This is a genomic window from Lentzea sp. NEAU-D7, assembly GCF_026242055.1.
In the GTDB taxonomy this organism is placed as follows: Bacteria; Actinomycetota; Actinomycetes; order Mycobacteriales; family Pseudonocardiaceae; genus Lentzea.
The window spans coordinates 614,872-641,694 of record NZ_JAPJDL010000002.1; the positions used below are offsets into that span (position 1 = coordinate 614,872).

Below are 26,823 nucleotides of genomic sequence, written 5' to 3' on the forward strand. Positions count from 1 at the left end.
TCACGAAGCGTCTTCCAGCAGCGTGAGGAACTCCGCGCGCGTGCTGTCGATGCGTGCGCTCAGCTCCACGACCGGTTTGCTCGTGCCCGACGACAACTCCGCGCGGGCGACGGTGCGGGCCTCCTCGAACTGGGTGCGCAGCAACGCCGTCAGCTGCCGGTCGAACGCGGCGCCCTCGGCGTACCCGACGGCGGCGAGTTCGGCGGCCGTGATCATGCCGGGCATGTCGTGCCCGTCGTGCTGGTCGCTCTCCTGCCTGCCGGTCTGCGCGAGCAGCTCGCGCACCTGCGCCAGTTCGGCGCGGTAGAGGTCCTGCAGCCGGGCGGCCACGGGGCGCAGCGCGGAACCGGGCCGGCTCGCCGTGAGATCGAGCGCGGCGAGCGTGGACTCGTTCTGGGGGATCACCAGATCCACGAACGCGAGGTCCGTGGCGCTGAGGCCGGCCGGCGGAGCGCTGGCCGGCGGGGAGTCGCCGGCCGGTGCTCCGCATCCCGTCGCCACCAGGACGGCCGCGATGAGGAGGAGGGCTCGCACTACGGGCGGCCGTCCGGTCCGCACTTGACGATCCGGTTGATGCAGTCGCGCACGCGCTGCGCCATCTCGGCCTCGGGCCAGACGTTGAAGAAGTCACCGTGCATGGTGAACCCGGGACCGGACGACAGCTTGAAGCGCGCCGGGTCACCGCTCGCGGGGTACCGCAGCACCTGGCGCAGCTTCGGCACGGGCACGGGGTGCGTCGCCGGGCAGTCGCCCGCGACCGGGTAGGACATGTGGCTCTTGTGGTCCGCGGAGTCGAGGTCCTTGCCGTTCCAGCACTGCGGGAAGTCCAGGTAGGACTCGATCATCGTGCCCGCCGGGCAGTTCACGAAGTCCTTGGACGCGCCGACGTGACCGGCGTGCAGGCACGACCAGCGCGACATCGTGGTGTTGTCCGGAGCGGTCGCCTTGGCGTTGCCCGCCACGATGCGCAGCCCGTACGGCAGAGGCTGGATCCGCGCGGTCACGTCGTCGCGCACGCCCTCGCCGAGGTAGTAGAACGTCGTGCCGGTCGGCTCGACCGGCTGACCGTCGACCAGCAGCGTCGGCACCCAGTACGACGACAGGTCGACCTTCGGGCTGCACGTGCTGGTCGCCTTGCTCAGGCTCGTGACGTCCGAGCGGGCGTTCGTGGAGGCGTTGCCGAAGAAGCTGTGCATGTGCGAGGCGCCGGGGAGGTTCGGCATGACGATCGGGTCGTCCGGAAGCCTGTGCGTGAACGGGCACTCGGCGACGAACTCCGCGACGCGCACCGCGTTCGGCGGGATCGGCTCCTGGGGCTTCGGTGGAGCGACCACGGCGGCCTTCGTCGTCTCGGCCGCCTGCGTGGTCGTGCTCGTGCCGGCCGGCGGTGGCGTCGTGGTGTCCGCGATCACCGGGGCCGCGGCCGCGGGCGAGGACGTCTGGCTCGCCCTGGGAGGTGCGGGCGGGGTGAAGAACATCGCGTTCGCGGTCACCGCGGACGCCGCGACGCCCGCCACGGCGAGGGCGGCGATCCACACGCGCCGCCGCAACCGTGAACTGGGGACGTGAGGCATGGAGATCCTTTCGGGCAGCTGGCACAGGGAGACGAGGACTCCGGCCCGGTGTTCAGCTCACCAGCCGGTCCAGGGATCCTCTGACCAGGAGATGTCCGGCCCGTCCGGCGATAACGAAAACTTCGCCGATTTTCTCGGCGTGCGCGGAGCACGCTCTGCGACCGACGGGAGGACCAGCGAGAACACCGCCGGTAGGCTGCGCCGCCATGAGCAGAAAACTGGTGGTCGGAATCGGCGTCGTGCTGCTCGTGCTCGGCGGGGTGTGGACGGCGCAGGGGCTCGGCTACCTCAAGGGCAGCTTCATGACGGGGCAGCAGCTCTGGACGACCATCGGGCTGCTGTGCGCCGCGGCCGGCGTCATGCTGCTGATCCCCTGGCCGAAGAGGCGATGACCCGGCCCGGGCGGCGTCATCCCAGCGCGGCCACCAGCTTCGCCGCCGTGACGCGCACCGCCGGTGTGTCGTAGCGGTCGCACTCCGCCAGCGCCCGCACCCGGTGTTCGCGGGCCTGCGCCGCGTCCCCCGCGGCGTCGGCGAGCTCGGCGAGCCGGGCCATGATCTCGACCCGGTGGTCGGACAGCCGCGCCTCGCCGAGGGCTGCCAGCAGCTGCTCCTGCGCCTCGCCGAACCGGCCCGCGTCCATCAGCACCAGCCCGCGGTTGTGCTGCACGCGGGCGATCCCGGCGGTGCTGGAGTGCTTGCGGAACAACGACTCCGCCTCGTCGAGCAGGTCCATCGCGGCGATCACCTGGCCCGCGGCCGCGAGGGTCGTCGCCAGCCGGATCAGCAGCATCGACAGCAGTTCGTCGTCGCCACCGGCCTCGCGGTGCCGGTCCACGCTGCGCTGCTGCACCTCGACGGCTTCGGCGAGGTCACCGGTGGTGTGCAGCATGACGCCGAGCAGGGAGAGCGCGAGGTTCTCGCCGATCCGGTAGCCCGCCTGCTCGAACAGGCCGACGGCGCGGCGGCCCAGCCGCACCGCCGCGTCCGGTTCGCCGACCCGCCGCCGGATCGCCGAGCCGTAGTAGGAGGTCCACGCCTCGGTGAGGGTGTCGTCGACCTGTACCGCCGCGGCCTCCTCGTGCACGGACAGTGCCTCGTGCGGCTGGCCGCACAACGCGTAGAGCGCCCACGACAGGTAGTTCAGCTGCTCCGCGGTGTCCTTGGCGCTGCCCAGCATCCGGGCCGCGTGAGCTCCGGCGGCGAAGACCTCCCGCCACAGCTCGCCGACACCGTGCAGGTCCGAGTACCAGTGCATCGCGCGGGCGAGTGCCAGAACGCGGTCGTGCTCGCCGGCGTCCACCCCCGCTTTCACCGCGGTGCGCCAGCTGTCGAGCTCGAGTTCGAGCCACCGGGACGCGGACTCCCTGTCGCGCACCGGACCCGACCGCTCGGCCGGCACGTCGTGGTCGAAGAACAGCGCGGCCCTGGTCGCGGTGTCGAGGAGCCAGTGGCGCAAACGCGTGCGCGCTTCGAGTGCGGCGGCCGGGTCGTCGTCCAGCTCCAGGCGTTCGGCGGCGAAGACGTGCAGCAGGTCGTGGCGGGTGTAGCGGCCGGGTGTGTCGCTGATGCCGAGCAGGCCCGCTTCGGCCAGTTCGTCCAGCGCCTCCTCGGCGTCGTCGACGAGGACGCCGGCCAGGGCCGCGCTCGTGTCCGGACTCGGCAGGAGGGCGAGCCTGCGGAACAGCGTGGCGGCGCCCTCGCTGAGCTGGTCGTAGGAGATCTCGAACGCCGCCCGCACCTGCAGGTCGCCCGCCCGCAGCACGGACAGGCGGCGGCCCTCGTCCTCGAGCTGCCCGGCGAAGTGGCTGATCGTCCACTGCGGTCTGCTCGTGAGGCGGTTGCCCGCGATCAGCAACGCCAGCGGCGTGCCACCGCACAGCTGCGCGACCCGCTCGGCCGCCTCGGGTTCGGCGTCGAGCCGTTCCGGGCCCGTCACGGCCCGCAGCAGCTCGACGGAACGGTCCAGCGGCAGCAACGCCAGGGCGAGGCGGTGCCGGACGTCGAGGCCGGTCAGGGTGCGGCGGCTGGTCAGCAGCACGAGGGTGCCGGGACTGGACGCCAGCAACGGACGCACCTGCGCCTCGTTCGCCGCGTTGTCGAGCACCAGCAGCACCGTCCTGTCGCGCAGCTGCGACCGGTACAGCGACAGCCTGTCCTCGGGGTCGGAGGGGATCTGCCGTTCGTCCACACCGAACGAACGCAGCAGCCGGTGCGCGGCCTTCGCCGGTGTCAGCGGTTCTGCGTCGGTGCCGCGCAGGTCGAGGAACACGCAGCCGTCCGGGAACCGCGCGCCCAGCCGATGGCCCGCGTCCACGGCCAGCGCGGTCTTGCCCGCGCCGGGTGAGCCGTGGACCACCGCGATCTGCAGCCGGGACGACGACGCGGCGTCCGCGGCGAACCCGTCCAGGACCTCCTTCTCGGCCTCCCTGCCGGTGAGCTCGACGAGCAGCGGAGGCAGCGAGGAGGACGCCACGGCGAAGGGCGCGTCCGGCCGTTCCCGCACCGCGGCGACCCGGCTGGCGCGGGCGAGCGCCGTGAACTCCGCCGCCTCCTCGTCGCTCAGCCCGAGCCCGCCGACGAGCAGCTGCACGGTGCGGAACTGCGGGCTGAGCGTGCGGCCGCGTTCCATGTCGCTGATCGCCCGCGTGCTCAGGCCCGTCCGTTCCGCGAGTTCTTCCTGCGTCAGCGGAACACGCGATCGGTAAAAGCGGAGAAAGTCCCCGAACGCTGATGTGCTCACTGCGCACCCCCTCTTCGTCACTGCGCATTGTCCCTCCGCACAGACGTCCGGGCACGTTCGTCGTTGCTGGCGAGAGCACTTCTGCTGGTGGAACTGCCGGTTGTTCAACAAGGTGAACGACATCGGCCGTCGCTAATTTCGAATAGGTGTCAACCGCTTCCCCGACGCGGAAATCCGTTCTGGTTCCGCGGAGATTTGTTTCCCGGCTGGCCGCCGCGCTCTGGCTCGCCGCCCTGGCGTGGCTGCTGGTGACGTGGTCCGGTCACTACCCGATCGATCTGGACGTGTACCGGCTCGGCGGCCTCGCCTGGCTGGAGGGCCGGTCCCTGTACGTCGGGTTCACCGGTCCGCCGCTCGACCCCCAGCTGCCCTTCACCTATCCGCCGATCGCGGCGGTGCTGTTCAGCGGCCTGAGCTTCGTGCCGGGCGCGCTGCTGACCCCGCTGGTGGTCGCGTCCGGCTTCGTCGCGCTCACCGCGGTCTGCGTCGCCGTCGCGGGCGAGGTCCGTCCCGATCTCAGGTGGACGGCCGGGCTGCTCGCGGCGATCGGCGCGCTGGCGCTGGACCCGGTGTGGACGACCTACGGCTACGGCCAGATCAACCTGTACCTGCTGGTGCTGGTCGTGGTCGACGTGGTGCTGGTGAAGGACGTGCGCTGGCGGGGCGTGCTGATCGGCGTCGCCGCGGCGATCAAGCTGACGCCCGCGATCTTCGTGCTCTACTTCGTCGTCAGGCGCGACTGGCGGGCGGCGATCACGACGACGGCCACGTCCGCGGGCCTGGCGGTCGCGGGATTCCTCGTCGCGCCAAGGGATTCGCTGCAGTACTGGCTGCACTCGCTGCTGAACCCGGACCGCATCGGCGACATGTCGCTGTCGACCAACCAGTCGATCCGGGGCGTTCTGCGCGGCTTCGGCTTCGCCCCCGGCGTCGAGACGCTGCTGTGGGCGGTGCTCGCCGCAGCAGTCGTCGCGATCGCGGTGCTCGTGGCCCGGCGGACCCGCGACGATCTCGTCGCCCTGTTCGTCATCGCGGGTGCCGGGCTGCTGGCGTCACCGGTCTCCTGGCTGCACCACTGGGTGTGGTGCGTGCCGGTGCTGGTGTTCCTCGCCCTGCGCGGCAACGCCTGGCCCGCGTTCGCCGCCGTGTTCCTGGTGTTCGTGACCCGGCTGCACGGATTCGACACCTACGTGTGGCTGACGGTCATCGCGTTGGTAGTGCTGGCTTTCAGGCCGGTGGAACGCCGGCACGGGCAGGGAGTGCGCGTCAGAGCTCCATCTCCTCGTGCCAGTCCGTGAACGGGTCCGCGAAGTCGAGTTCGCTGACGAGCGCGAGCTCCTCGTCGGTGACCAGGGCCGACCGCAGCGCCGCGGTGATCTCGGCGGTGTCGGCGAACCTGGTGATCACGACGAGCTCCTGGTCGCGCTCGCCCTCCCACGGCCCCAGGTTGCCCACGCGCAACCCGCCGCCCGCGGACTCCAGCCACAGCGCCGCGTCGGGCTGGCTCGCCACCCACACCCGGCCGCGCACGCGCACCACGCCGTCGAGCAGCACGTCGATGCAGTCGTGCAACCGCATGGGGTGGAACGGGCGGTGGTCGGTGAAGTGGACGACGGACACGCCGTGCGCGGGCTCCAGCGACGGCCGTCCGAACAGCAGCGAGCCGAACCCGTCGTCGATCTCGCCCCGGCGCGCGCCGGCGGGGATCGCCGCCAGCAGGTCGACGACGTCGAGCCCGTCCAGCTGACGGCGTGGCGCGCCGGGCGTGAGCCGGTCCAGCACGGCGGTGAGCACCGGGTCGCCCGGCCCGGTCAGCACCAGTGCGTCCGCGAACTCCGCCTGCCCCACCACGACCTGCGCGACGGTCCGCTCGTCGCCCTCGGCCGCGCGCATGCCGCGGTCGGCGAGCGAGTCGGTGCCGGTCGCGTCGTCGAGCCAGGTGGTGGTGTCGATCACTGTCACCACGGCCTCGACCTCCACCTCGGTCCCGCTCAGCGCGAAGCAGACGGCCTCCGGTTCGAGCATCGGGTCGAGCTGCACGATCACCCGGCCGTCCAGGCCTTCGAGCAGGGGGACGAGATCCAGTCGCAACGTGCACGAGACGCACCCGTGCGCGAGCTCCAGCACCGTGAGCCGGCCGTCGGCCCAGCGCCGCACCACCCCGTCGGCCAGGCTGCTCAGGTCGTGCCTGACCAGCGACGATTCCGGTGATGCGCGCCAGAGCTCGTCGGCCACGTCGTGGTGGGTGAACCCGGCTACCAATACGACCCGTGCTGCCATGCCCCGCACTCTACATGACAACGATTATCGTTTCTGAACGGACGGGGTGGCGCGGGCGTGACATGATCGAACGATGCAGGTCGAGTTCTGGGCTGACGTCATCTGTCCGTGGTGCTACATAGGCAAGGCGCGCTTCGAGAAGGCGCTGGCCGGGTTCGAGCACCGCGCCGAGGTCACCGTGGTGCACCGCGCGTTCGAGCTGGACCCGCACAAGGAGGGCGTCGAGTCCGTGCAGGCCATGCTCGCCGCCAAGTTCGGGCCGCGCGCCGCCGAGATGGAGGACTCCGTCGCCCAGCTCGCGCGCGACGAGGGGCTCGAGTACCGGCTGGACCGCGAGGTCGGCAACACGTTCGACGTGCACCGGCTGCTGCACCTGGCGGGGGAGCGCGGTGTCCAGCCGCAGGTCCTCGACGCCGTGCTGCACGCCAACTTCGGGCAGGCGCGGTCGCTGTTCACGCCCGAGTCGCTGACCGAGATCGCGACCGAGGCCGGGCTCGACGCCGCCGATGTGAAGACCGTTCTGGAAGACCCCGCGATGTACGCCGACGAGGTGCGCGCCGACGAGCAGCGCGCTCGTGAGATCGGTGTCTCCGGCGTCCCGTTCGTGGTCGTCGCCGGACGTCTCGCGGTGGCCGGTGCCCAGCCGGCCGAACTGTTCGGGCGGGCGTTGACGCAGGCTTGGGAGGCGTGAGGTGGAAGAGACGCCGTTGAAGGTCGAGTCCGAGAACCTCCCCGGCGCGGTGGTGCTGCGCGCCGAGGGCGAGGTCGACTCCTACTCCGCGGAACTGTTGCGGGACAAGCTCTCCGAGGCGTTCGGCGCGGGAGTGCCCGTCGTGCTGGACCTCAGCGCGGTCGAGTTCTTCGCGTCCGCAGGCCTCTCGGTGCTCGTGGAGTACCACCTGCGCGGCGAGGACCGAGGCGTCCCGTTGCGCCTGGTGTCGCCGCGGGGCAGCGTGCTGCGCGCATTGCGGGCCACCACGCTGAACGAGACCCTCGACCTGTACCTCGACGTGGACGCGGCGCTGCGTGCCGGCTGACCTGCCGGCCCGTCCGGTACCGGACGGCTTCGTGCTGGACCGCACCAAGGTCGTGGTGGCGATCGCGGCGGGCCTCGTCTGCGGCGTCGCCGTCACCCTGGCCGGCCAGGGCGAGTTCGGCCTGCTGGTCGGCTGGGACGTCGCGACCCTGGTGTACCTCGTGCGGGCGTGGCTGGTGATCTGGCCGATGGACGCCGAGAAGACCGCCCAGCACGCCGTCCGCAACGACCCCACCCGGCGCGTGGCCGAGGTCGTGCTGATCGTGGCGGCGTTGGCGAGCCTGGTGTCCGTGGGTTTCGTACTGGCCCGTGCGGCACACACGACCGGCGCGTCCGAACTGCTGCGCGTTGGGCTGGGCGTGGTGTCCGTGCTGCTGTCGTGGACTGTGGTGCACACGATCTTCACGCTGCGCTACGCCCGTCTCTACTACTACGGCGCCGACGGCGGCATCGACTTCAACCAGCCCGAGCCGCCGGACTACGGCGACTTCGCCTACGTCGCGTTCAGCATCGGCATGACGTTCCAGGTGTCCGACACGAGCCTGTCCGGCCGCGAAATGCGCCGCACGGCGCTGAAGCACGCCCTGCTGTCGTACCTGTTCGGTACCGGTGTGCTGGCCACGACGATCAACCTGGTCGCGAGCATCAGCAGCCAGTGATCACGCCGGGTGCTCCGCGATGAGCACCAGCGCGTCGAGCACCCGCCACCAGTCGTGCTCGCTCGCCTCGTGCCCGAGCGCCTCCGTGAGCAGGACGCACGCGCTGATCAGCCGCGCCGCCACGTCCTGCGAATCCTGCCCCGACCTCTCGGCGAGAGCGGCGGCGGTCGCCCGGAAACGCTTGCTCCTGCTCAACTTCACCACGCTCTGGGGCGTCGGCCCGGTCGTCACCGGCGGGCCTGACGAGAACTCGATCGACAGCTCGGTGCCGAGCGCGGAGGCGAGCCTGCCCAACGCGTTCGTGGTCGGGTTCCCCCTGCCGTTCTCCAGGTTCGCGATGTAGGGCACGGACAGCCCGGCGTCGGCGGCGACCGAGGCGACGGTGCGGCCCGACGCCTGCCGCAGCGCGCGCAGTCTCGCCCCGATGGGCTCGTTCGGCACGGCCACTCCTATCTTGACAGAACACTTCTAGGGCAGTTCTATTCTGTCAAGAATACTACCTGGGGGTGGGCGGTGCTCGAAGCGCTGAAGGTGCGCGATTTCCGGCTGCTGTGGACCGGACGAACGGTGAGCCTGCTCGGCTCGTGGCTGCTGGTGATCGCGATCCCGGCCCACGTCCACGCACTGACCGGATCCCTGCTCGCGACCGGGCTCACGCTGGTCGCCGAGTACCTGCCACCGCTGCTGCTCGGCCCGTTCGCGGGCGTGGTGGCCGACCGATGGGACCGCAGGCGGGTGATGATCACCGCGGACCTGTTCCGCGCCGCCGCGGTCGCGCTGATGTTGTGCGCGACAGCCGGACACTCGCTCTGGCTGCTCTACGCCGCGCTGATCGCCGAGAGCACCGGCGCCGTGCTGTTCCGCCCGGCCGCACAGGCGCACATCCCCGCCGTCGTCGGCACCGGCAGCGGCCTGAGCAGCGCGAACTCTCTGAACGCCGCCGTCGACGGCACGGTCCGCCTGGTCGCGCCACCACTGGGCGCGGTGGTCCTGACCTTCGCCGGCTTCCCCGCGCTCATCTGGATCGACGTCGCGAGCTACCTCGTCTCGGCGGCCGTGATCGCGATGACCGGGCGCACCGCGGCGCAGGCGGTGGGGAAGCGGGCGCCGGCCGACCTCGCCGGTGGCTGGCAGGCGGTGCGCCGCTTGCCGATCGCGATGGCGCTGTTGCCGCTGACAGCGGTGTTCCTCGCGGCGAACGCCTCGCTCAGCGCGTTGCTCGTGCCGTTCGGCATCCGGCAACTCGGTGGCAGCGAACAGATCGGGCTCGTGGTGTCCGCGCTCGGCATCGGGTTCCTGCTCGGCGCGGTGGCGATCCGCGGGCTGGTCGACCGGGTGCGGCCGAGTTTTCTGCTCGCGGCGACCCAGCTGGCGACCGCCGCGGCGTTCTTCGTGCTCTTCAGCTCGACCTCGCTGGTCGTCGCGGTGCCCGCCGGTGTGGCGATCGGCATGTTCGGCTCGATGACGCTGGTGACACCGCAAACGGCGTTGCAGAGGGCTGTCCCGAACGAGGTTCTCGGCCGGATCAGCGCGGTGTTCCTGACGGCGGAGGCGCTGGCGACGTTGATCGGCGCGCTGGCGGGACCGCTGCTCGCGCAGGCGGTGTCGCTGTCGGCCGCCGTGGTGGTCGCCTGCGTGGTCACCGCGGGCGGCGCGCTGGCGGGACTCGCGCTGATGCCCCGCGCGGCTCAGGCAGAATGCGTGGGGTGAGCCTGGAGAAGCTGACCGTCGACCTGCACCCGATCTTCCGCAGCGACCAGGACATCGCCCAGGCCGTCCGCACCGCGCTGTTCCGCGCGGCCGGGCTGAAGGTGCCGCTGGTGGAGATCATCACGGGCAAGGGGTCCGGCAAGCTCAAGGGCCGGGTGCTCGCGATGCTGAAGCAGCCGCACGTGAAGAAGCTATACCGGCGGGTGGAGGTCGCGCCCGGCAACGACGGGATGGTGCTGGTGCACCTCAGGTGAGGCTCAGCCCTGGCTGGTGCGCCGCATGACGCGGTCGAGCAGCTCGGCCTCCTCGCGGCTCTCCTCGTCGGACGAGGTGAGGGCGAGCAGGAAGATGATGATCACGCTGACGCCGGCCCCGCCGATGATCAGCGACGTGATCAGCTCCTGCGAGTTGCCGACGACGATCGACGCGCTGTGGTCGTGCGCCATGCTCATCGCGTACATGCCGGTGTAGTGCATGCCCGTGACGGCGACGCCCATCACCAGGGCGGCGCCGACGACGGCGACCAGGCCGCTGACCTTCCGCGTGAACCACAGCGCGACGGTCGAGGCGACGACGGCGATCACGATCGACAGCGCCACGAGGACGGGGTTGTAGCTGACGTCGGCGTTGATCACGATCGCGGACATGCCGGTGTAGTGCATCGCGGCGACGCCGAGACCGGTGACGAGCCCGCCCGCCGCGAGCGGCCAGAAGCGCGTGTCGCCGTTGATGCCGTAGCGGCGCACCAGGAACAGGCCGGCGGCGACCACCACGATGGCGACGATCATGCTCAGCAACGTGATGGGGATGTCGTAGGCGACGTTCGCGCCCATCCAGGTGCCGAGCATCGCGGTGAAGTGCATGCCCCAGATGCCGAGCCCGCCGATCGAGACCGCGGCGACGCCGATCCACCAGTTGCGCGTCGTCCTACTCGCGTGTCGTGCTCGTTCCGCGGACAGGAGACCCAGTACGGAGCCGAGGAACGCCACGGCGTAGGCGGCGAGCGGCGTGAAGGTCCCCATGTCCATGCGCGAGATGAAAACATTTCAAATCTATGGACACAAGGCTGTTGTGGACAATGAAATCCACTAACACGAAGGGCGATCAGCCGAGTACGCGCCGTGCACCAAATCCGTCCACAAAGGACTACTGTGCGTCTACGCGGACAGCGATGTGGCTTGCTGGGTGAGCATTCGCCGTGCGCGCGGGAAGTCGCGCAGCTGTGCGGCGAACAGTTCCAGCGCGGGTTCCAGCACCTGCGCCGGCACCCCGCGGGCGTTGAGCACGGCGCCGGTCCACGAGAGGAAGTCGTGGAACAACGCGTCGTCGTCGACGTAGAGCGCGGTCGCGAGGTAGTCGACGATGTGCGCCAGGTCCTCGGCCGTGTGCTGCCGCTGTTCGTCGCTGTAGGACCGCATGGCGGGCACGCGTTCCTCGAGCCCGCGGTACACCGACCGCACCAGGTCGCGGGCGCTGCGGGACACCAGCGTGTACTCCTGGTCCGCCAGGTGCGGCAGGTCGTCGACGGGCTGGTGGGGCGTGCCCGGCGCCGTCAGCGTCCGGGACAGCAGCATGTCCGCCGCGGACCGGGCGTCGGCGGCCCAGGCGTTCGCGCCGAACTTCCGGGCGTACGCACCGTCCGCGCCGAACGCCGCGCCGCCCACCATCACCGGTACGCCGGTCGCCTGGCACGCCGTCATCGTGGAGTGCGCCACCGGCAGCCGGGTGGCGATCGAGCTCGACAGCGCGACCACGTCCGGGCCCGTGCGGTGCAGGTAGGTGATGAGGTGCGGCGTGGGCACCTGCGCACCCAGGTAGTCGATGGCGAAACCGCGCAACGACAGGACCTCCGCGAGCAACCGCGCGGGCAGCGCGTGCCACTCGCCGTCCACGCACGCCACCAGCACGCGCCCGTGTTCCGGCTGCCGCCGGGGGCGGGTGATCGACAGCGCGGTGACCGCGCGGTCGTTGATGGCGGTGATCGCGTGCTCCTGCGCCACGCTGATCCGGTTCGCGGCCCACTCCCGGCCGACCCGGTGCTGCACCGCGCCGATCACGTCGAGCAGCACCGTCTCGGCGCCGAGCTCGCCGGCGGCGTCGAGCACCACGTCGGTGGCGCGGTGCTCGTCGCCGGCGAACGCGGCCTCCCAGAGGGAGTCGACCGTGGTCGTCACCGTGCTCACGAAGACCTCCTGCGCGGCGCGGTGATCGAAAGAACCGCCATGTCGTCGTGCTCGCCCTGGCCGACCCACTGCGCGGCGAGCATGTGCACGTGCTCGACCAGCGCCTCGGCCGGCATGCCACCGCAGGCCGCCAGGGCGCGGCGCAGGCGGTCCTCGCCGAACTCCTCGTCACCCAGGGGGCCGCCGTGCGCCTCGGTGATGCCGTCGGTGTAGAGCAGGCACGAGTCACCGGGTGCCAGCACCACCTCGTCGGTCGACGTCATGATCCGCGGCAGGATGCCGACGAGCGTGCCCTTCGTCCTGGCAGCCTCGACCACTCCGTTCGCCCGCACGACCAGCGGCGGCAGATGCCCGCCCGAGGTCAGCGTCACGCGCAGACCCTCGCCAGCCGGACGCACGGTGCCGACGACGGTGGTGATGAAGCGGGACCTGTCCGTCGTGAGAAGCGCCTGGTTGAGGGCGTGCAGCATCTTGTCGTGGTCGGTGACGACCTGCAGCAGCGCGTGCACGGCCGTGCGGACCTTGCCGGTCTGGGCCGCCGCGTCGAGGCCCTTGCCGCAGACGTCGCCGAGCACGACGAACAGCTCGTCGTCCGGCAGTTCGTGCACGTCGTAGAAGTCGCCTCCGACACGTTCGGTGTCGGCCGCCGCGCGGTAGCGGCCGGCCAGTTCGACGTGCTCGTACCGGCGCAGCGTGGGCGGCAGCAGGTCGCGGGTCAGCCGGTCGGTGATCACGGCCTGCTGGGTGAACAGGCTCGCCGCCGAGATCGCCACCCCCGCCCGCGAGGCGAACAGCCGGGCGAACGCCTCCTCGTCCTCGCTGAACTGCCCGCCGCGGCGCATGAGGATCAACGCGCCCGCGGGCACACCGTGCCCGGGCAGGGGCGTCACGACGATGGACGCCACGTCGCCGGCCAGCCACTCCGGCGCGGCGGCCGGGTCGATCCACCGCGACGGCACCGGCGGGAACCCGCGCAGCGCCTCGCTGAGCCCGATCACGGCATCCACGTCGACGTGCCGCAGTTCGTACGTCGGCGACTCACCGCGGCGGCAACGCGTGACGGGGTGCCCGTCGCCCGACCGCGGCGCGATCACCAGGACCTCGTCCGCGAGGTGATCGGCGGCCATCTCGGCCACGACGGTCATGCAGCGCTCGGGGTTGAGCGAGGTCATCAGGGCGCTGGACACCCGTGTGAGCAGCGCGGCCCGCTCGCGTTCCAGCAGCAGGTCCGTCTCGTCGAGCAGCCACCAGGTGACCGAATCGTCCTCGTTGTCGACCCGGTGGGTGGTGTAGGTGCGTTCCGCGATGTGCACGGACTCGCCATGCCGCCATTGCGACGGCAGGACCTTTTCGGGGAGAAGTGATTTGGCGGCGTCGTTCATGCCGTGCACCGCACCGACGGCGTCGACGACTAGCGCGGGGCACGGCGCACGCAACCAGCTGGAAACCGTGACCACGTTCCAATTGTCTCATCGAAAGCCGATCAAGAACAACGTTTGAAACGCTCAGGAGGGGGTATTGGTCCTCAAAGGACGATCACAAGATCACCCTGCCGGTGATGCCGGTCACGGAGTTCCCGCCCACCCAGATCTGCTCGCCGTCCTGGGAGAGGTGCACCCGGCCACGGCGGCCGAGCGCGGTTCCCTGGGCCGCGACGTAGCGCTGCTGGGCGATCCCCGCCGGGATGAGCCACTGCGCGATCGAGGCGTTGAGGCTGCCCGTCACCGGGTCCTCCTCGAACCGGCCCCCCTCGTTGATGAACGCCCGGACCTCGAACGCCGCCTCGCCCCCGTCGGGGTGCGGCCCGACCACCCCGATGCCCGTGAACTCGCCGAACCGCTGGTAGTCGGGCTGCAGTGCCAGCACGGCCGCGGCGGAGTGCAGCAGCACGGCGACCCAGCCCGGCCCGTTGTCGGCCCACCGCGCGCCGGCGATCTCCTCCGGCGTGATCGCCAGCGCCGCGGCGAGGGCCGCGTGGTCCTCGACCGGGCCGCCGCGCAGCAGCGGCGGGGCGGCGAACGCCAGCCGCGGGCCGTCGCGGCGCACCTCCACCAGCCCGGCACCGCACTCCTGCACCAGCCGGTCCGGGTCACGCGGGGTGTTCCCGGCGGACAGCCACGCATGGGCCGATCCGAGCGTCGGATGGCCCGCGAAAGGCAGCTCGCGGCTCACCGTGAAAATGCGCAGCCGGTAGTCGGCGGCCGGGTTCTCCGCAGGGAGCAGGAACGTCGTCTCCGCGAGGTTCGTCCAGTTCGCGAACGCCGCCATCTGCTCGGTGGTCAGGCCTTCCGCGTCGTGCACGACCGCGAGCGCGTTGCCCTTGGTGAACTCGTCGGTGAACACGTCGACCTGGCTGAACGTCCGCATGAGGCAAAGCTAGTCAATGGGGACGGACGACGTCTGGTGAGCGCGCGAGGTGGTGACCTCACACGTGGTGCCGTCCAGTTACCGGCTCTTAACCTCGATCACATGTCCTGCCTGCAATGACGGAGGCGAACACATGCGATTGAGGAACGCGCTCGTGGCACTGGCGGCGGCCACCGGCCTGGCCGCGGCATCCCTGTCGATCTCGCTCGCGGCGGTCCCGCCACCGCAGCCCGGCACGCTCACCAAGTACGACATCACCGGCACGTACGTCAGCGGCGTGTCGTCCGGCGGTTACCTCGCCAACCAGCTCCACGTCGCGTATTCGAGCGTCTTCCAGGGCGCGGGCATCTTCTCCGCCGGGGCCTACGACTGCGCGCAGAACAACGTGAACACCGCGCTGCTCGCGTGCATGGACACCTTCCAAGCCCGCAGGACGCCCGCCGAGCTGGAGCAGCTGACCAGGAACCGGGCGGCGGCGGGCAGCGTCGATCCGCCGCAGAACCTCTCGGGCGACCCGGTCTGGCTGTTCCACGGCAGCGCGGACGACACCGTCGCCCGCGTGGTGAACGACGACCTCGCCACCTACTACCGCGACTTCGGCGCTCGGGTCGCCTACAACAACACCACCGCGGCCGGGCACGCCTGGATCAGCCCGATCGGCCCCAACGCCTGCGGTGCCACGGCTTCGCCGTACGTCAACAAGTGCGGGACCGACGTGGTCGGGGAGATGCTGGCGCACCTGACCGGTCCCGTGAACGCAGCCGCCTCGGCGTTGTCCGGCAGGCTCGTCCAGTTCGACCAGAACGCCTACGCACCCGGCGGCAACGCGGCGTCGATCAGCATGGGCCGCGAGGGGTTCGCCTACGTGCCGCGGTCGTGCGAGACGGGGCCGTGCAAGCTGATGGTGACGCTCCACGGCTGCTACCAGTACTTCGGGCTGATCGGCAACGCGTTGATGGACAAGGCGTACCTCAACGAGTACGCCGACACCAACAACATGATCGTGCTCTACCCGCAGGCCACCACGATGACCGGGAACCCGCGCGGCTGCTGGGACTGGTGGGGTTACCAGTCGCCCCAGTACGCGCTGAAGACCGGCCCGCAGATGACCGCCGTGGTGAACATGGTCAAGGCGTTGAGCGCCGGAGCACCACCGACCACGACGACGACCACCACGCCGCCGACTTCCGAGTGCGTCACCGCCAGCAACTACGCCCACACCGTCGCCGGCCGCGCCTACGCCAACCTGGGTCAGACCTACGCGCTGGGCTCCCACCAGCCGCTCGGGCTGTGGAACACCTTCACCACCAGCACTGTCCGCCAGACCGCACCGCACCACTGGGTGAAGTGCTGACCTGCTGAGCTCCGGGGTGGCGGCGCGCACCGCCACCCCGGTCCCGTCAGCAGTGGTCGAACGCGTACCCGGACTGGCCGGGCCCGACGAGGTAGCGGTCGCGCAACGTCGTCGTGGCCGGGGTGTCCGGGTCGTCGCACACGTCCTCGAACGTTCCGCGCAGGTCATCGGTGTACTCGATGTCCATCACGTGCGAGTCGTACACGTCCGAGTAGGACGAGCACTCCTCCCAGCGGTGGCACTCCTCGGAGACCGCGAAGTCGAACCCGACCTCGGCGCGTCCGCGGGCGGCCTGCTCGGCGGAGTTCTTCTGGCCGATCGCGAGACCCCTGGCGTGCGTCCGGTCGGCGAGCAGCTTCGCGTAGGCGAGGTTGTTGTTCACGCTCAGCCTGCCGCGGGAACGCAGGTAGGAGTCGAGGTTGTCCACCTCGACGGCCTTGAAGCCCTTGGCCGCGCACTGGTCGATGGTGCGGCCGATGATCGAGGCGAGCTCGGTGCGCTTCGCGGCGGTCGACGTGTCGAGCAGGAACTCGTCGGGCCAGTTCGGGTCGATGATCGGCTTGCCGGACGAGTCCTTGAGCACCAGGTGGCCGCGCTGGTTGAGCCAGACGTCGCGGTCCGCGGGCTGGGACTGGAACCCGTTGACGTAGCAGATGTTGTAGAGCCCGGCCGCCGGTGAGGCGGTGCTGTCGCGGGTCACCAGCGTCACGCCCTGGGGCGGCGTGTACGCGGCACCGAGCTGGTAGTCGAGCGCCGCGCCGACAGGGGGCAGTTCGAAGGCCGTGGCCGACACGTCGCCGGCCTGACTGGACGGGGCCAGCGGCCCGGCGGCACAGGCCACGAGGGCGAGTGCGGCGAGGGCGGTCCCGGTGAGGGCGCGCGCAGGGGAGGTCATCAGCGCCTGACTCCTTGATCGCTCACGAAAGTTGATTGGGTCTGATCGACTGTAGCGAGAAGGTGCCCTCAGGGCCAGAAAGCAATCTCAATCGGTCACAAGCCTTGCTTGTTTGAGCGATTTCGGCTTAGGGTCCCCGACCACAGAGCCGCCCCCACCCCTGAGGAGTCGACATGGCACACGGCAGAGGGCTGAGTCGCCGGACGGTGCTGACGATGGGCGCCGCGCTCGTCATGACGGCGGCCTGCGGAACGGGCTCCGGCGGCGACGGCAAGGTCAAGGTGTGGCACGGCTACACCGACAAGGAGGCCGCGGCGTTCGACAAGCTCGCCGCGCGCTGGAACACCACGCACCCCGACCAGCAGGTCGAGCTGGTGTTCAACGGCGGCAACGACAACGCGCTGCAGAAGACGCTGGCCTCGTTCGCCTCGGGCAACCCGCCGGAGGTCGCCTACCAGTACGGCTCCTCGATCACCGGCCTCACCGGCCGCCCTCAGACGCAGGACCTCACCGACCTGCTGCGCGGCGACGCGGCGTTCGACTGGGACGACCTCTTCCCGGCGGGCCGCGAGGCCGCGACGGTGAACGGGAAGATCTACGGCGTTCCCGCGCTCGTCGACAACCTCTCGCTCGTCTACAACAAGAAGCTGTTCGACGAGGCGAAGATCGCCCATCCGACCGAGTCGTGGACCTGGGAGGACTTCCGGTCGGCCGCGCAGAGGCTCAGCGGTGACGGCCGGTTCGGCTGGGCGTACGTCAACGACGGCACCGAGGACACGGTGTGGCGGTTCCTCGCGCTGCTCTGGCAGGCGGGCGGCGACCTGCTGTCTGCGGACGGGAAGAAGGCCGCGTTCGCCTCGGACGCCGGTCTGCAGGCCATGCAGCTGTTGCGCGACATGGCCGTCACGGACAAGTCGGTGTACCTCGACGCGGGCGACCAGCAGTACCTCAACCTCTTCAACTCCGGCCGCGTCGCGATGCTGTGGACCGGGCCGTGGGACCTCGGCTCGATCAACGAGGACGTGTCGTACGGCGTGCAGGTCCTGCCGGGCAAGGTCACCCATGCGACGATCGCGGGCCCGGACACGTTCGTCGTGTTCGGTGAGAACGGCCGCGCGAACGCCCTGCCGTTCCTGAAGTGGCTGCTCTCCGCGGAGATCCACCTGGAGTTCGCGATGGAGACCGGCCACCTGCCGATCCGGCAGTCCGAAGTGGACCTCTCCGGCTACGCCGAGTTCGAGGCCAGGTACCCCGGCACGAAGGTGTTCGTCGACAACCTCGCGAAGAACGTGACGAAGTCCCGGCCGAACATCCCGCAGTACCCGAAGATCTCGCAGGTGCTGGGCACCGCCGTGCAGTCGGTCCTGCTCGGCCAGGCCGAGCCGGCGGCCGCGCTCGACCAGGCGCGCGGCGAGGTCGACCAGGCGCTGGCGGGCTCATGACGCTCGACCGGCGCAGGCTCGCCGACCACGCGGCCGGATGGGGGTTCGCCGCCCCAGCCGTGGTGCTCATCGGGGTGTTCGGGCTCGTCCCCGTGGTGTGGTCGTTCGTGCTCTCCTTCCAGCACACCGATCTCACCTCGCCCGGGACGTTCGCGGGCGGCGCCAACTACGCGAAGCTCGTCGCCGACCCGCTGTTCTGGGACGCCGCCCGCCGCACCCTCGTCTACGTGGCGCTGTTCGTGCCGGTCACGCTCGCGCTCGCGTTGCCGATCGCCGTGATGCTCAACCAGAGGATCCGCGGCGTCGTGCTGTACCGGCTCGCCGTGTCCGTGCCGCTGGTGACCTCGACGGTCGCGACCGGCATCATGTTCAGCTGGCTGGCGAACCCGCAGTTCGGGCTGGTCAACGCGGCGCTGGACGCCGTCGGCCTGCCGAAGCAGGGCTTCTTCGCCGATCCCGGCCAGGCCCTGTTCGCCGTCGTGGCGATGACGGTGTGGGGCTGGCTCGGGTTCGCCGTCATCATCTACCTCGCGGCGCTGCAGAACGTGCCGAAGGACCTGATCGAGGCGTCCTCCCTGGACGGCTGCGGCCGCGCCCGGTCGTTCTGGCACGTCGAGCTTCCGCTGGTGTCACCCGCCACCGGCTTCCTGCTGGTGTGGCTCACGATCAACGGCCTGCAGCTCTTCGACGCCGTGTACGTGACGACCAAGGGCGGCCCGCTGCGCGCGACCACCGTGCTCGTCTACCACCTCTACAACGAGGCCTTCGTGAGCTTCGACGGCGGGTACGCGGCGGCGATCGGCTGCGCGGTCTTCGTGCTGATCGCCGCCTTCACCCTCCTGCAGCTGCGGTTCAACCGCCGGTCCCACTACGAGGTGCGATGAGAAGGCCCAGCGCTCTGCACCTGGTCCTGCTGCCGCTTTCCGCCGTGATGGTCACGCCGCTGGTCTGGATGATCCTGGTGTCGGTGTCCACCCAGCAGGAGTCGCGGCGGTTCCCTCCCGGTCTGCCGAGCGGCATCGAGTGGGAGAACTACCTCGCGGCGATGCGGGACGCGCCGCTCGGATCGTGGCTGGTCAACAGCTTCGTCGTCTCCGCGGTCTGCGTGGCCGGCAACCTGCTGCTCTGCTCGCTGGCGGGGTACGCCTTCGCGCGCATCCGGTTCCTCGGCGGCAGGGTCGCCTTCTTCCTGATGCTGGCGACGCTGATGGTGCCGTTCCAGATCGTCATGCTGCCGTTGCTGATCATGATGCGGTCGCTGGGGCTGGTCGACACGCTCGGTGCGCTGATCGCTCCCAACCTGGCCACGGCGTTCGGCGTGTTCCTGATGCGGCAGTTCTTCACCACGCTGCCCCGCGAGCTGGAGGAGGCCGCGCGGATCGACGGGGCGAGCAGGCTGCGGACGTTGCTGCAGGTGCTGCTGCCGTTGATGCGCCCGACGCTCGCCACCCTCGCGGTGCTCACTTTCCTGCAGACCTGGAACGACTTCCTGTGGCCGCTCATCGTCGTGCAGAGCCCGGACACCATGACCGTCCAACTGGGACTGCAGAGCTTCCAGGGCGCGCACACGACGAACTGGCCGAAGCTCATGGCCGCCACGGTCCTCAGCCAGCTGCCCGTCCTGCTCGTGTTCTTCTTCGCCCAGCGGTTCTTCGTGCGGTCGGTGGCCGCAGCGGGCATCAAGTGACTGAACAACCAAAGGAATCCGCCATGCACAGCACCTCCGCCGCGCAGCTGCACACCACGGCCGAGATCGCGTCCCAGCCGGCCTGCTGGCGCCGGGCGGTCGCGCTCGCCGCCGAACCCGGGGTCGTGGCCGCTCTTCCCGCGCACGGCGAACGCGTCGCGGTCGTCGGCTGCGGCACGTCGTGGTTCATGGCCCAGGCCTACGCCCGGCTGCGCGAGGACGCGGGACTGGGGGAGACCGACGCGTTCGCCGCGTCCGAGTTCCCGTTCGGCCGCCGCTACGACCGGGTCGTGGCACTGACCCGGTCGGGCACCACCACCGAGGTGATCGACGTGCTGCGGCGGCTGGAGGTGCCGACGACGGCCCTGGTCGGCACCCCCGGCACACCGGTCACCGAGCTGGCCGACCACGTGGTCGCGCTGGAGTTCGCCGACGAGCGCTCGGTCGTGCAGACGCGGTTCGCCACCACCGCGCTCGTGCTGCTGCGCGCTCACCTGGGCGAACGGCTCGACCGCGCGATCCGCGACGCGGAGCAGGCCCTGGCCGAACCGCTGGGCGCGGACCTGGTGGAACGCAACCAGTTCACGTTCCTCGGCGGTGCGCCGTGGACGACCGGCCTCGCCGCCGAAGCGGCGCTCAAGATGCGCGAGGCGTCGCTGAGCTGGGCCGAGTCGTACCCGGCCGCCGAGTACCGGCACGGGCCGATCGCCATCACCGACGAGGGCTCGCTGGTGTGGGTGTTCGGCACCCCTCCCGAGGGCCTCGGTCTCGACGTCGCCGGGGCGGGCGGCCGGTGGATCGCCCGGGACCGCGACCCGCTCGCCGAGCTCGTCGCGGTGCACCGGCTCGCCGTGGAGGTGGCACTGCTGCGCGGGCTCACCCCCGACACCCCGCGCAACCTCACCCGGTCGGTGATCCTGAACGGCACGCCGTGAGGGCGTTGACCGTCACGCTCAACGCGGCGCTCGACGTCACCTACCGCGTCGGTGCTCTCGTGCCGGGCGACACGCACCGCGTCTCCGGCGTGGCCGTGCGCGCGGGCGGCAAGGGCGTCAACGTGGCGCGGATGCTGCTGGCGCTCGGCGTGCCGGTGCTCGCGACCGGGCTCGCGGGCGGGCCGGCGGGTGCGGTGCTGCGCGAGGACCTGAGCCGCTCCGGTGTGCCGCAGGCGATGTTCCCGATCGCGGGGGAGACCCGGCGCACGGTCGCCGTCGTGACCGGCTCCGGTCAGGCGACGCTCTTCGCCGAACCGGGACCGGTCGTCACGCCTGGGGAGTGGGCCGGATTTCTCGGCCATTACTCGGAACTCGCCGCGAACGCCGATGTCGTGGTGCTGTCCGGCTCGCTGCCGCAGGGGCTTGCGGACGACGCCTACGCGACGCTCGTGCGCGCCGCCGCCGTGCCGGTGGTGCTGGACGCGGACGGACCGGCGCTGGCCTTCGGCGCCGCCGCCGGGCCCGCCGTCATCACCCCGAACCGGAGCGAGCTCGCGGCGGCGTCCGAAGTGGACGATCCGCTCGCTCTCGGTGCCGCCGCGGCACTCGTGTCCGACGGCGCAAGGGGAATGACCGCCCACACCGCCGGTGGCGTGTGGTCGGCGGCTCCGCCCGAGGTGATCACCGGGAACCCGACCGGTGCCGGTGACGCCGCCGTCGCCGCGCTGGTCGCCGCGTGGCACCTGCCGTGGCCGGAACGCCTGGCCGAGGCGGTGGCGTTGTCGGCGGCGGCGGTGCGCGCCCCGCTCGCCGGCGACTTCGACCGCGCCTTCTACGACCAGCACCGGGCGGACGTCACGCCCAGACCAGTTCCCGAGGACTAGAACATGCCGTTGGAAAAGCTGCGCGAGATGATCGGCGGGCCCGCGCCGGTGCCCGCGTTCAACGTGATCCAGGTCGAGCACGCCGAGGCGATCGCCGCCGCGGCCGAGGAGACCGGGGCACCCGTGGTCCTGCAGATCAGCCAGAACGCCGTGCGCTACCACGGTTCCCTGCGCCCGATCGGTGCCGCCGCGCTCTCCGTCGCCGCCGCGGCGGCCACGCCGATCGCGGTGCACCTCGACCACGCCACCTCGGAGGAACTCGTGCGGGAGGCCGTCGAGCTCGGGTTCGGGTCGGTGATGTTCGACGCCTCCGCGTTGCCGCACGACGAGAACGTGGCCCGCACGGCGCAGGTCGTGCGCTGGTGCCACGAGGCCGGCGTCGGTGTCGAGGCGGAGCTCGGTGAGATCGGCGGGAAGGACGGCGTGCACGCGCCGGGCGCGCGCACCGACCCGGACGACGCCGCCGCGTACGTGGAGGCGACAGCGGTGGACTTCCTCGCCGTGGCCGTGGGCTCCTCGCACGCGATGCTGAGCCGCGACGCCCAGCTGGACTTCGAGCTGATCGCGTCGCTGCACGAGGCGGTGCCCGTACCGCTGGTGCTGCACGGGTCGTCCGGTGTCGCCGACGAGAACCTCGCGGCGGCCGTGCGCGCGGGCATGTGGAAGATCAACATTGCCACGCAGCTCAACAAGCACTTCACCGCCAGCGTGCGCACCGCGCTCGACGACGACCCCGCCTTGGTGGATCCCCGGCGCTACCTGGGTGCCGGACGTGAGGCCGTGTCCGCCGAGGTAGCTCGGCTCATCCGTGTACTGAAAGGCTGATCCATGGTCACCATCGCCTTCGTGGGCGCGGGTTCCGTCGAGTTCACCCGCCAGCTCCTGCGCGACGTGCTGTCGTTCCCGGAACTGGCGGACGCCACCATCTCGCTGCACGACGTCGACGCCGGACGGCTGGAGGTCGCGGCGGCACTGGCCCGCCTGGCCGGGGGAGCGCACGTCCGCGTCTCGCTGTCACGCCGCGAAGCACTGGAAGGCGCGGACGTCGTGGTCAACATGGTCGCGATCGGCGGCCACGCGGCGACGCTGACCGACTTCGACGTGCCGGAGGCGTTCGGCCTGCGCCAGACCATCGGCGACACCCTGGGGATCGGCGGGATCTTCCGCGGCCTGCGCACGTTCCCGTTCCTGGACGGGCTCGCGGCGGACGTGCTCGCCGTCTGCCCGGACGCCTGGCTGCTGAACTACACCAACCCCATGGCCATGAACATCCAGTACCTCGCCACCGTCGCGCCGCGGCTCAAGGTGGCAGGGCTGTGCCACTCCGTGCATTGGACGATCCACGATTTGAGCGCGCTGGTCGGGGTCCCGCACGACGAGGTGGACTTCCTCTCCGCCGGCGTGAACCACCAGGCGTGGATCCTGCGGTGGCAGCACGAGGGGCGCGACCTGTACCCGGCACTCGACGCCGCCATCGCGGCCGATCCGGGGCTGGCGCGGCGGGTCCGCGTCGACCTGTACCGCCGGTTCGGCTTCTACCCGACGGAGACGAGCGAGCACTCGTCCGAGTACGTGCCGTGGTACCTGCGGCATCAGTCCGAAGTGGAGCGTCTGCGTCTCCCGGTCCGCGACTACGCGGCGATCAGCGCGGAGAACGTGGCCACCTACGAGAAGACCCGGGCCGCACTGGCCGCCGGCGACCCACCGCCACCGCTGTCCGACGACGCCGTCGAGTACGCACCGCAGGTGGTCCACAGCCTGGTCACCGGTCAGCGGCGGACGATCCAGGTCAACGTCGCGAACCACGGCCTCATCGCCAACCTGCCCGAGGGAGCCGCCGTGGAGGTGCCCGCGACGCTGGACCGGCTCGGCGTGCACCCGCACCGCGTCGGCGCCCTGCCCCGCCAGCTCGCGGCTCTGAACCGGAGCTTCCTCAACGTGGTCGACCTGACCGTGGCGGCGGCGGTCGAGGGCGATCCCCGGCACGTCCGGCACGCGGCCCTGTGCGACCCGGCGACGGCCGCCGCGCTGACCGTCACCCAGATCGACGACCTCGTCACCGCGATGACCGCCGCACACGGCGACCTGCTGCCCGCCGCGCTGCGAGGCGCCTGATGGACCTCCTCGTGATCGGTGACGCGAACCCGGACGTGCTCGTCTTCGGCGCCCCCGGCGTTCCTCCGTACGGACAGGCGGAAACGCTGGTGGACAGCGGGGTTCTCGCCCTCGGCGGGTCGGCCGCGATCGTCGCGCACGGCGCAGCGCGGCTGGGATTGGAGGTCGGCTTCGCCGCGATGGTGGGCAGGGACGCGGCGGGCGACTTCGTGCTGGACGCCTTGAAGTCCGCGGGCGTGGACATCAGCGCGTGCGTCCGGCACGAGTCGTTGCCGACGGCGTTGACCGTGTGCCTCAACCAGGCCGGGGGAGACCGCGCGATCCTGACCGCACCGGGATGTCTGGCCGCCTTCGGTCCCGAGCACGTTCCCCGGATCGCGGCACGACACGTGCACGCGGCGTCGTACTTCCTGCAGCCTCGCCTCGCCGCCGGCCTGTCCGGGGTGTTCCGGACGGCGCGCGGTGGTGGCGCCACGACCTCGCTCGACACGAACGACGACCCGTCCGGGGAGTGGAAGCTGCCCGCGGATCTGGTGGAGCTGTGCACCGTCTTGCTGCCGAACCAGGCCGAGGCTGCGGCGCTCACCGGTGCCGGGGACCCGCTGCCCGTGCTCGCCGCCAGCGGCGCGATCCCGGTCGTCAAGATGGGCGGGGACGGGTGCGTCGCGTTGTCGGGCGGCGACCGGATCACCGCGCGCCCGCCCGTCGTGGAGCCGGTGGACACGGTCGGCGCGGGAGACTCGTTCGACGCGGGTTTCCTGGCCGGGTGGCTGCGGGACGGGGACCTGCGCGCGGCGCTGGCGCTCGGCGCGGCGGCGGGGGCGCTGTCGACGCGCGGCGCCGGGGGAGTCGCCACGCAGCCGGACTGGGCCGAGGCGACGGCGTGGGCACGGAACGTCGAGATAACGAGCACGCGTGATGCGTGATTTAGGCTCAAGTAGTGCCAAATCGAGCATGATTCGTGCGTTATGCTGATCGGATGCGTCAAGAGCAGCGCCTGGCGGCGATCCTGGGGAAGCTCGCGGACGCGGGCTCGGTGACGGTGACCGGGCTCGCGGAGGACCTGGGCACGTCGGTCGCGTCCATCCGCCGGGACCTCCAGTCGCTCGAGGAGCAGAAGCTGCTCAAGCGGACCCACGGCGGGGCGGTGGCGGCGGAGGTCATCTACGAGCTGCCGCTGCGCTACCGGGTGGGCCGCCGCGAGGAGAAGCGCCAGATCGCCGAGGCCGCCGCGAAGTTCGTCACCGAGTCCGTCCACTCGGTGGGGCTCAACGGCGGCACGACGACGACCGAGCTCGCCCGTCTCCTCGCCGGGACCAGGCAGCTGAAGGTCGTGACCAACGCGCTCAACATCGCCTCGGACCTGTGTCCCCGCCCCACGATCGACCTGGTCGTCACCGGCGGTGGCGTGCGGCCGGAGAGCTACGAGCTGGTCGGCCCGATCGCCGACCGGGCCCTCGCCGGCATCAGTCTGGACCTGGTCTTCCTCGGCGTCGACGGCATCGACGCGCGCGGCGGCATCACGACGCACGACGAGGTCGAGGCGCACACCGACCACTGCCTGCTGCGCACGGCGGACCGCGTGGTCGTGCTCGCGGACGGTTCCAAGGTGGGCAAACGCGCGTTCTCGCGCATCGCCGGGATCACGGACGTCCACGTGGTGATCACCGACTCCTCGGCGCCCCCTGAGGAACTGGACCGGCTGCGCGCGGCGGGCGTCGAGGTGGTCGTCGCCTAGATGGGCGTCCGGCCGGGGTTCGCGCGCGACTGGTGGCTTCTGCTGGTGGCACAGGCGATCAGCACGACCGGCACGCAGATCACCGTGGTGCTGCTGCCCGCGGTCGCCGTCCTGGCCTTCGGTTCCGGCATCGGCCCGGCGACCCTGCTGCTGGTGGCGGAGTTCCTCCCGGCGGCGGTGCTGGGCCCGTTCGGCGGCGTGCTGATCGACCGCGCCCGTCTGCGTTCCGTGCTGGTGTCGATGGACTTCGTCCGGGCCTGCGCGCTGCTCGGCGCGGCCGCCGCCATCGCGTCGGGCGTGAGGTCGGTCTGGATCCTGTACGTCCTCGCGGCCGTGCTCGGCATCGCGTCGGCGGTGTTCGACTCCGCCGCGGAAACCGCTACACCTCAACTGGTCGAGGACCTCGACCGCGCGAACGCCACCCGCTCCGGCCTGCTGAACCTGGTTCGCATCGCCGGACCGGGTCTGGGCGGCCTGATCATCGCGGCGGCGCCGGCACACCTGGCACTGATGCTCACCGCCGTCACGTTCCTCGCCTCGGCCGTCGTCATCGCCGCCGCGACCGCGCCCGCGTTGCGCGCCAAGGCCGAGACGACCGGTGCGCAGCCTGTGCACCGGCAGTTGAGCGACGCGATCTCCTACCTGCGCAAGGACCTGGTGCTCCGCCGCAGCCTGCTGGGCACCGCGACCCTGAACTTCGCGGGCAGCGGGATCGGCGCGCTCTTCTTCGTCTACGCCTACCAGCGACTCCTGCTGGGGCCCGGCCAGGTCGGCCTGACGATGTCCGCGTTCAGCCTCGGCGCCGTGCTCGGTGCGGCGGCCTCGGCCTGGGCGGCCCGGCGGCTCGGCGCCGGACTCGCGTGCGCGGTGTGCGCCTCCGCGGCGGCGGCCGCCCTGTTCCTCATCCCCGCGGCGTCACTGGGCAGGCCCTTCGAAGTCCTGCTGGTGTACCAGTTCCTCTTCGGCGCCGCCGCCACCGCGTGGGCGACGATCCTGCTCTCCCTGCGGCAGCGCCGGACGGAGCCCGCGATGCTCGGCCGGGTGAGCGCGCTGATCAACGCCGTCACCGTCGCCACCGTGCCGTTCGGTGCCGTCGCCGGCACAGTGCTCGCCCAGATCTCGGGACTGACGCCGGCGATGCTGGTGCTCGCCGTCGTCGCCGCTGCCACGCCGGGGTTCTACTGGACGAAGGGCTTCCGCACCGCCGAGCACATAAGGTGAT

The 26,823-nt window shown here is 71.1% G+C and carries 28 protein-coding genes; 18 read left to right on the forward strand and 10 right to left on the reverse strand.

The window, feature by feature from the left end; translation table 11 throughout:
• Together ORI60_RS06220 and ORI60_RS06225 are read right to left on the reverse strand one after the other, a co-directional pair.
• Window positions 1-534: a DUF305 domain-containing protein gene (locus ORI60_RS06220; RefSeq protein ID WP_266035282.1), complete on the reverse strand. Its 534-nt coding sequence runs from the start codon at window positions 532-534 to the stop codon at window positions 1-3.
• Complete coding sequence (locus tag ORI60_RS06225) at window positions 534-1,574, reverse strand: DUF1996 domain-containing protein (protein ID WP_266035284.1); 1,041 nt, start codon at window positions 1,572-1,574, stop codon at window positions 534-536. The genes ORI60_RS06220 and ORI60_RS06225 overlap by 1 nt, the downstream gene beginning before the upstream one ends.
• A 206-nt stretch (window positions 1,575-1,780) precedes the next feature.
• Here ORI60_RS06225 and ORI60_RS06230 point away from each other — a divergent pair, with 206 nt between their 5' ends.
• Complete coding sequence (locus tag ORI60_RS06230) at window positions 1,781-1,966, forward strand: hypothetical protein (RefSeq protein ID WP_266035285.1); 186 nt, start codon at window positions 1,781-1,783, stop codon at window positions 1,964-1,966.
• A gap of 16 nt (window positions 1,967-1,982) precedes the next feature.
• Here the strand turns inward: ORI60_RS06230 and ORI60_RS06235 are convergent, their stop codons facing one another.
• Window positions 1,983-4,316 (reverse strand): ATP-binding protein, encoded by a 2,334-nt coding sequence (locus tag ORI60_RS06235; protein ID WP_266035287.1) that lies wholly within the window; start codon window positions 4,314-4,316, stop codon window positions 1,983-1,985.
• 146 nt (window positions 4,317-4,462) lie between these two features.
• Between ORI60_RS06235 and ORI60_RS06240 the strand changes: the two genes are divergently transcribed.
• The gene (locus tag ORI60_RS06240) at window positions 4,463-5,614 is read left to right on the forward strand and encodes a glycosyltransferase 87 family protein (protein ID WP_266035289.1); all 1,152 of its coding nucleotides are present in this window, start codon (window positions 4,463-4,465) and stop codon (window positions 5,612-5,614) included.
• Here the strand turns inward: ORI60_RS06240 and ORI60_RS06245 are convergent.
• Complete coding sequence (locus ORI60_RS06245) at window positions 5,583-6,596, reverse strand: GTP-binding protein (protein WP_266035290.1); 1,014 nt, start codon at window positions 6,594-6,596, stop codon at window positions 5,583-5,585. The genes ORI60_RS06240 and ORI60_RS06245 overlap by 32 nt on opposite strands.
• Window positions 6,597-6,669: 73 nt before the next feature.
• Between ORI60_RS06245 and ORI60_RS06250 the strand changes: the two genes are divergently transcribed.
• From ORI60_RS06250 to ORI60_RS06260, 3 genes are read left to right on the forward strand one after another with little or no spacing between them, the layout of a single operon-like run.
• Window positions 6,670-7,287, forward strand: coding sequence for a DsbA family oxidoreductase (locus ORI60_RS06250; protein ID WP_266035292.1), 618 nt, complete (start codon window positions 6,670-6,672; stop codon window positions 7,285-7,287).
• Between the two features lies 1 nt (window position 7,288).
• Window positions 7,289-7,633 (forward strand): STAS domain-containing protein, encoded by a 345-nt coding sequence (locus tag ORI60_RS06255; RefSeq protein ID WP_266035294.1) that lies wholly within the window; start codon window positions 7,289-7,291, stop codon window positions 7,631-7,633.
• On the forward strand, window positions 7,623-8,291 hold the full coding sequence (locus tag ORI60_RS06260; protein ID WP_266035296.1) for a DUF1345 domain-containing protein: 669 nt from the start codon (window positions 7,623-7,625) through the stop codon (window positions 8,289-8,291). Before ORI60_RS06255 ends, ORI60_RS06260 begins: the two co-directional genes overlap by 11 nt.
• Here the strand turns inward: ORI60_RS06260 and ORI60_RS06265 are convergent, their stop codons facing one another.
• Entirely contained in the window at window positions 8,292-8,732 is a 441-nt protein-coding gene (locus tag ORI60_RS06265; protein ID WP_266035297.1) for a helix-turn-helix domain-containing protein, read from the reverse strand.
• 72 nt (window positions 8,733-8,804) lie between these two features.
• Between ORI60_RS06265 and ORI60_RS06270 the strand changes: the two genes are divergently transcribed.
• Window positions 8,805-10,001, forward strand: a complete 1,197-nt coding sequence (locus ORI60_RS06270) for an MFS transporter (protein ID WP_266035298.1) — start codon at window positions 8,805-8,807, stop codon at window positions 9,999-10,001.
• Window positions 9,998-10,255: a Smr/MutS family protein gene (locus tag ORI60_RS06275; RefSeq protein WP_266035299.1), complete on the forward strand. Its 258-nt coding sequence runs from the start codon at window positions 9,998-10,000 to the stop codon at window positions 10,253-10,255. Before ORI60_RS06270 ends, ORI60_RS06275 begins: the two co-directional genes overlap by 4 nt.
• Before the next feature lie 3 nt (window positions 10,256-10,258).
• On the opposite strand, the gene ORI60_RS06280 is transcribed toward ORI60_RS06275, so the two are convergent.
• The 4 genes from ORI60_RS06280 to ORI60_RS06295 form a co-directional block, all read right to left on the reverse strand.
• Entirely contained in the window at window positions 10,259-11,029 is a 771-nt protein-coding gene (locus ORI60_RS06280) for an MHYT domain-containing protein (RefSeq protein ID WP_266035301.1), read from the reverse strand.
• A 129-nt stretch (window positions 11,030-11,158) separates the two neighbouring features.
• Window positions 11,159-12,184, reverse strand: coding sequence for a cobalamin B12-binding domain-containing protein (locus tag ORI60_RS06285; protein ID WP_266035303.1), 1,026 nt, complete (start codon window positions 12,182-12,184; stop codon window positions 11,159-11,161).
• Entirely contained in the window at window positions 12,181-13,641 is a 1,461-nt protein-coding gene (locus tag ORI60_RS06290) for a PP2C family protein-serine/threonine phosphatase (protein ID WP_266035304.1), read from the reverse strand. The genes ORI60_RS06285 and ORI60_RS06290 overlap by 4 nt, the downstream gene beginning before the upstream one ends.
• 79 nt (window positions 13,642-13,720) lie before the next feature.
• On the reverse strand, window positions 13,721-14,551 hold the full coding sequence (locus ORI60_RS06295) for a PhzF family phenazine biosynthesis protein (protein ID WP_266035305.1): 831 nt from the start codon (window positions 14,549-14,551) through the stop codon (window positions 13,721-13,723).
• 133 nt (window positions 14,552-14,684) lie between these two features.
• Between ORI60_RS06295 and ORI60_RS06300 the strand changes: the two genes are divergently transcribed.
• Window positions 14,685-15,905, forward strand: a complete 1,221-nt coding sequence (locus tag ORI60_RS06300; RefSeq protein ID WP_266035307.1) for a PHB depolymerase family esterase — start codon at window positions 14,685-14,687, stop codon at window positions 15,903-15,905.
• Between the two features lie 46 nt (window positions 15,906-15,951).
• On the opposite strand, the gene ORI60_RS06305 is transcribed toward ORI60_RS06300, so the two are convergent.
• Window positions 15,952-16,800 carry an endo alpha-1,4 polygalactosaminidase gene (locus tag ORI60_RS06305; protein ID WP_266035309.1) on the reverse strand — a complete coding sequence of 283 codons (849 nt, stop codon included), beginning with the start codon at window positions 16,798-16,800 and terminating at the stop codon, window positions 15,952-15,954.
• 173 nt (window positions 16,801-16,973) lie between these two features.
• Here ORI60_RS06305 and ORI60_RS06310 point away from each other — a divergent pair, with 173 nt between their 5' ends.
• The 10 genes from ORI60_RS06310 to ORI60_RS06355 are packed head-to-tail and all read left to right on the forward strand — an operon-like array spanning window position 16,974 to window position 26,822.
• Window positions 16,974-18,242 carry an ABC transporter substrate-binding protein gene (locus ORI60_RS06310; RefSeq protein WP_266035311.1) on the forward strand — a complete coding sequence of 423 codons (1,269 nt, stop codon included), beginning with the start codon at window positions 16,974-16,976 and terminating at the stop codon, window positions 18,240-18,242.
• On the forward strand, window positions 18,239-19,126 hold the full coding sequence (locus ORI60_RS06315) for a carbohydrate ABC transporter permease (protein ID WP_266035313.1): 888 nt from the start codon (window positions 18,239-18,241) through the stop codon (window positions 19,124-19,126). The genes ORI60_RS06310 and ORI60_RS06315 overlap by 4 nt, the downstream gene beginning before the upstream one ends.
• A complete protein-coding gene (locus ORI60_RS06320; RefSeq protein WP_266035315.1) occupies window positions 19,123-19,929 on the forward strand; it encodes a carbohydrate ABC transporter permease in 807 nt (268 codons plus the stop codon). Before ORI60_RS06315 ends, ORI60_RS06320 begins: the two co-directional genes overlap by 4 nt.
• A 23-nt stretch (window positions 19,930-19,952) precedes the next feature.
• Window positions 19,953-20,864: an SIS domain-containing protein gene (locus tag ORI60_RS06325; protein WP_266035316.1), complete on the forward strand. Its 912-nt coding sequence runs from the start codon at window positions 19,953-19,955 to the stop codon at window positions 20,862-20,864.
• Window positions 20,861-21,748, forward strand: a complete 888-nt coding sequence (locus ORI60_RS06330) for a 1-phosphofructokinase family hexose kinase (protein ID WP_266035317.1) — start codon at window positions 20,861-20,863, stop codon at window positions 21,746-21,748. The genes ORI60_RS06325 and ORI60_RS06330 overlap by 4 nt, the downstream gene beginning before the upstream one ends.
• A gap of 3 nt (window positions 21,749-21,751) precedes the next feature.
• Window positions 21,752-22,573, forward strand: a complete 822-nt coding sequence (locus ORI60_RS06335) for a class II fructose-bisphosphate aldolase (RefSeq protein WP_266035319.1) — start codon at window positions 21,752-21,754, stop codon at window positions 22,571-22,573.
• A gap of 3 nt (window positions 22,574-22,576) precedes the next feature.
• Complete coding sequence (gene melA, locus ORI60_RS06340; protein WP_266035320.1) at window positions 22,577-23,863, forward strand: alpha-galactosidase; 1,287 nt, start codon at window positions 22,577-22,579, stop codon at window positions 23,861-23,863.
• The gene (locus tag ORI60_RS06345; RefSeq protein ID WP_266035321.1) at window positions 23,863-24,789 is read left to right on the forward strand and encodes a carbohydrate kinase family protein; all 927 of its coding nucleotides are present in this window, start codon (window positions 23,863-23,865) and stop codon (window positions 24,787-24,789) included. Before melA ends, ORI60_RS06345 begins: the two co-directional genes overlap by 1 nt.
• 53 nt (window positions 24,790-24,842) lie before the next feature.
• A complete protein-coding gene (locus ORI60_RS06350) occupies window positions 24,843-25,601 on the forward strand; it encodes a DeoR/GlpR family DNA-binding transcription regulator (protein WP_266035322.1) in 759 nt (252 codons plus the stop codon).
• Entirely contained in the window at window positions 25,602-26,822 is a 1,221-nt protein-coding gene (locus ORI60_RS06355; protein WP_266035323.1) for an MFS transporter, read from the forward strand.
• Window position 26,823 lies beyond the last annotated feature (1 nt).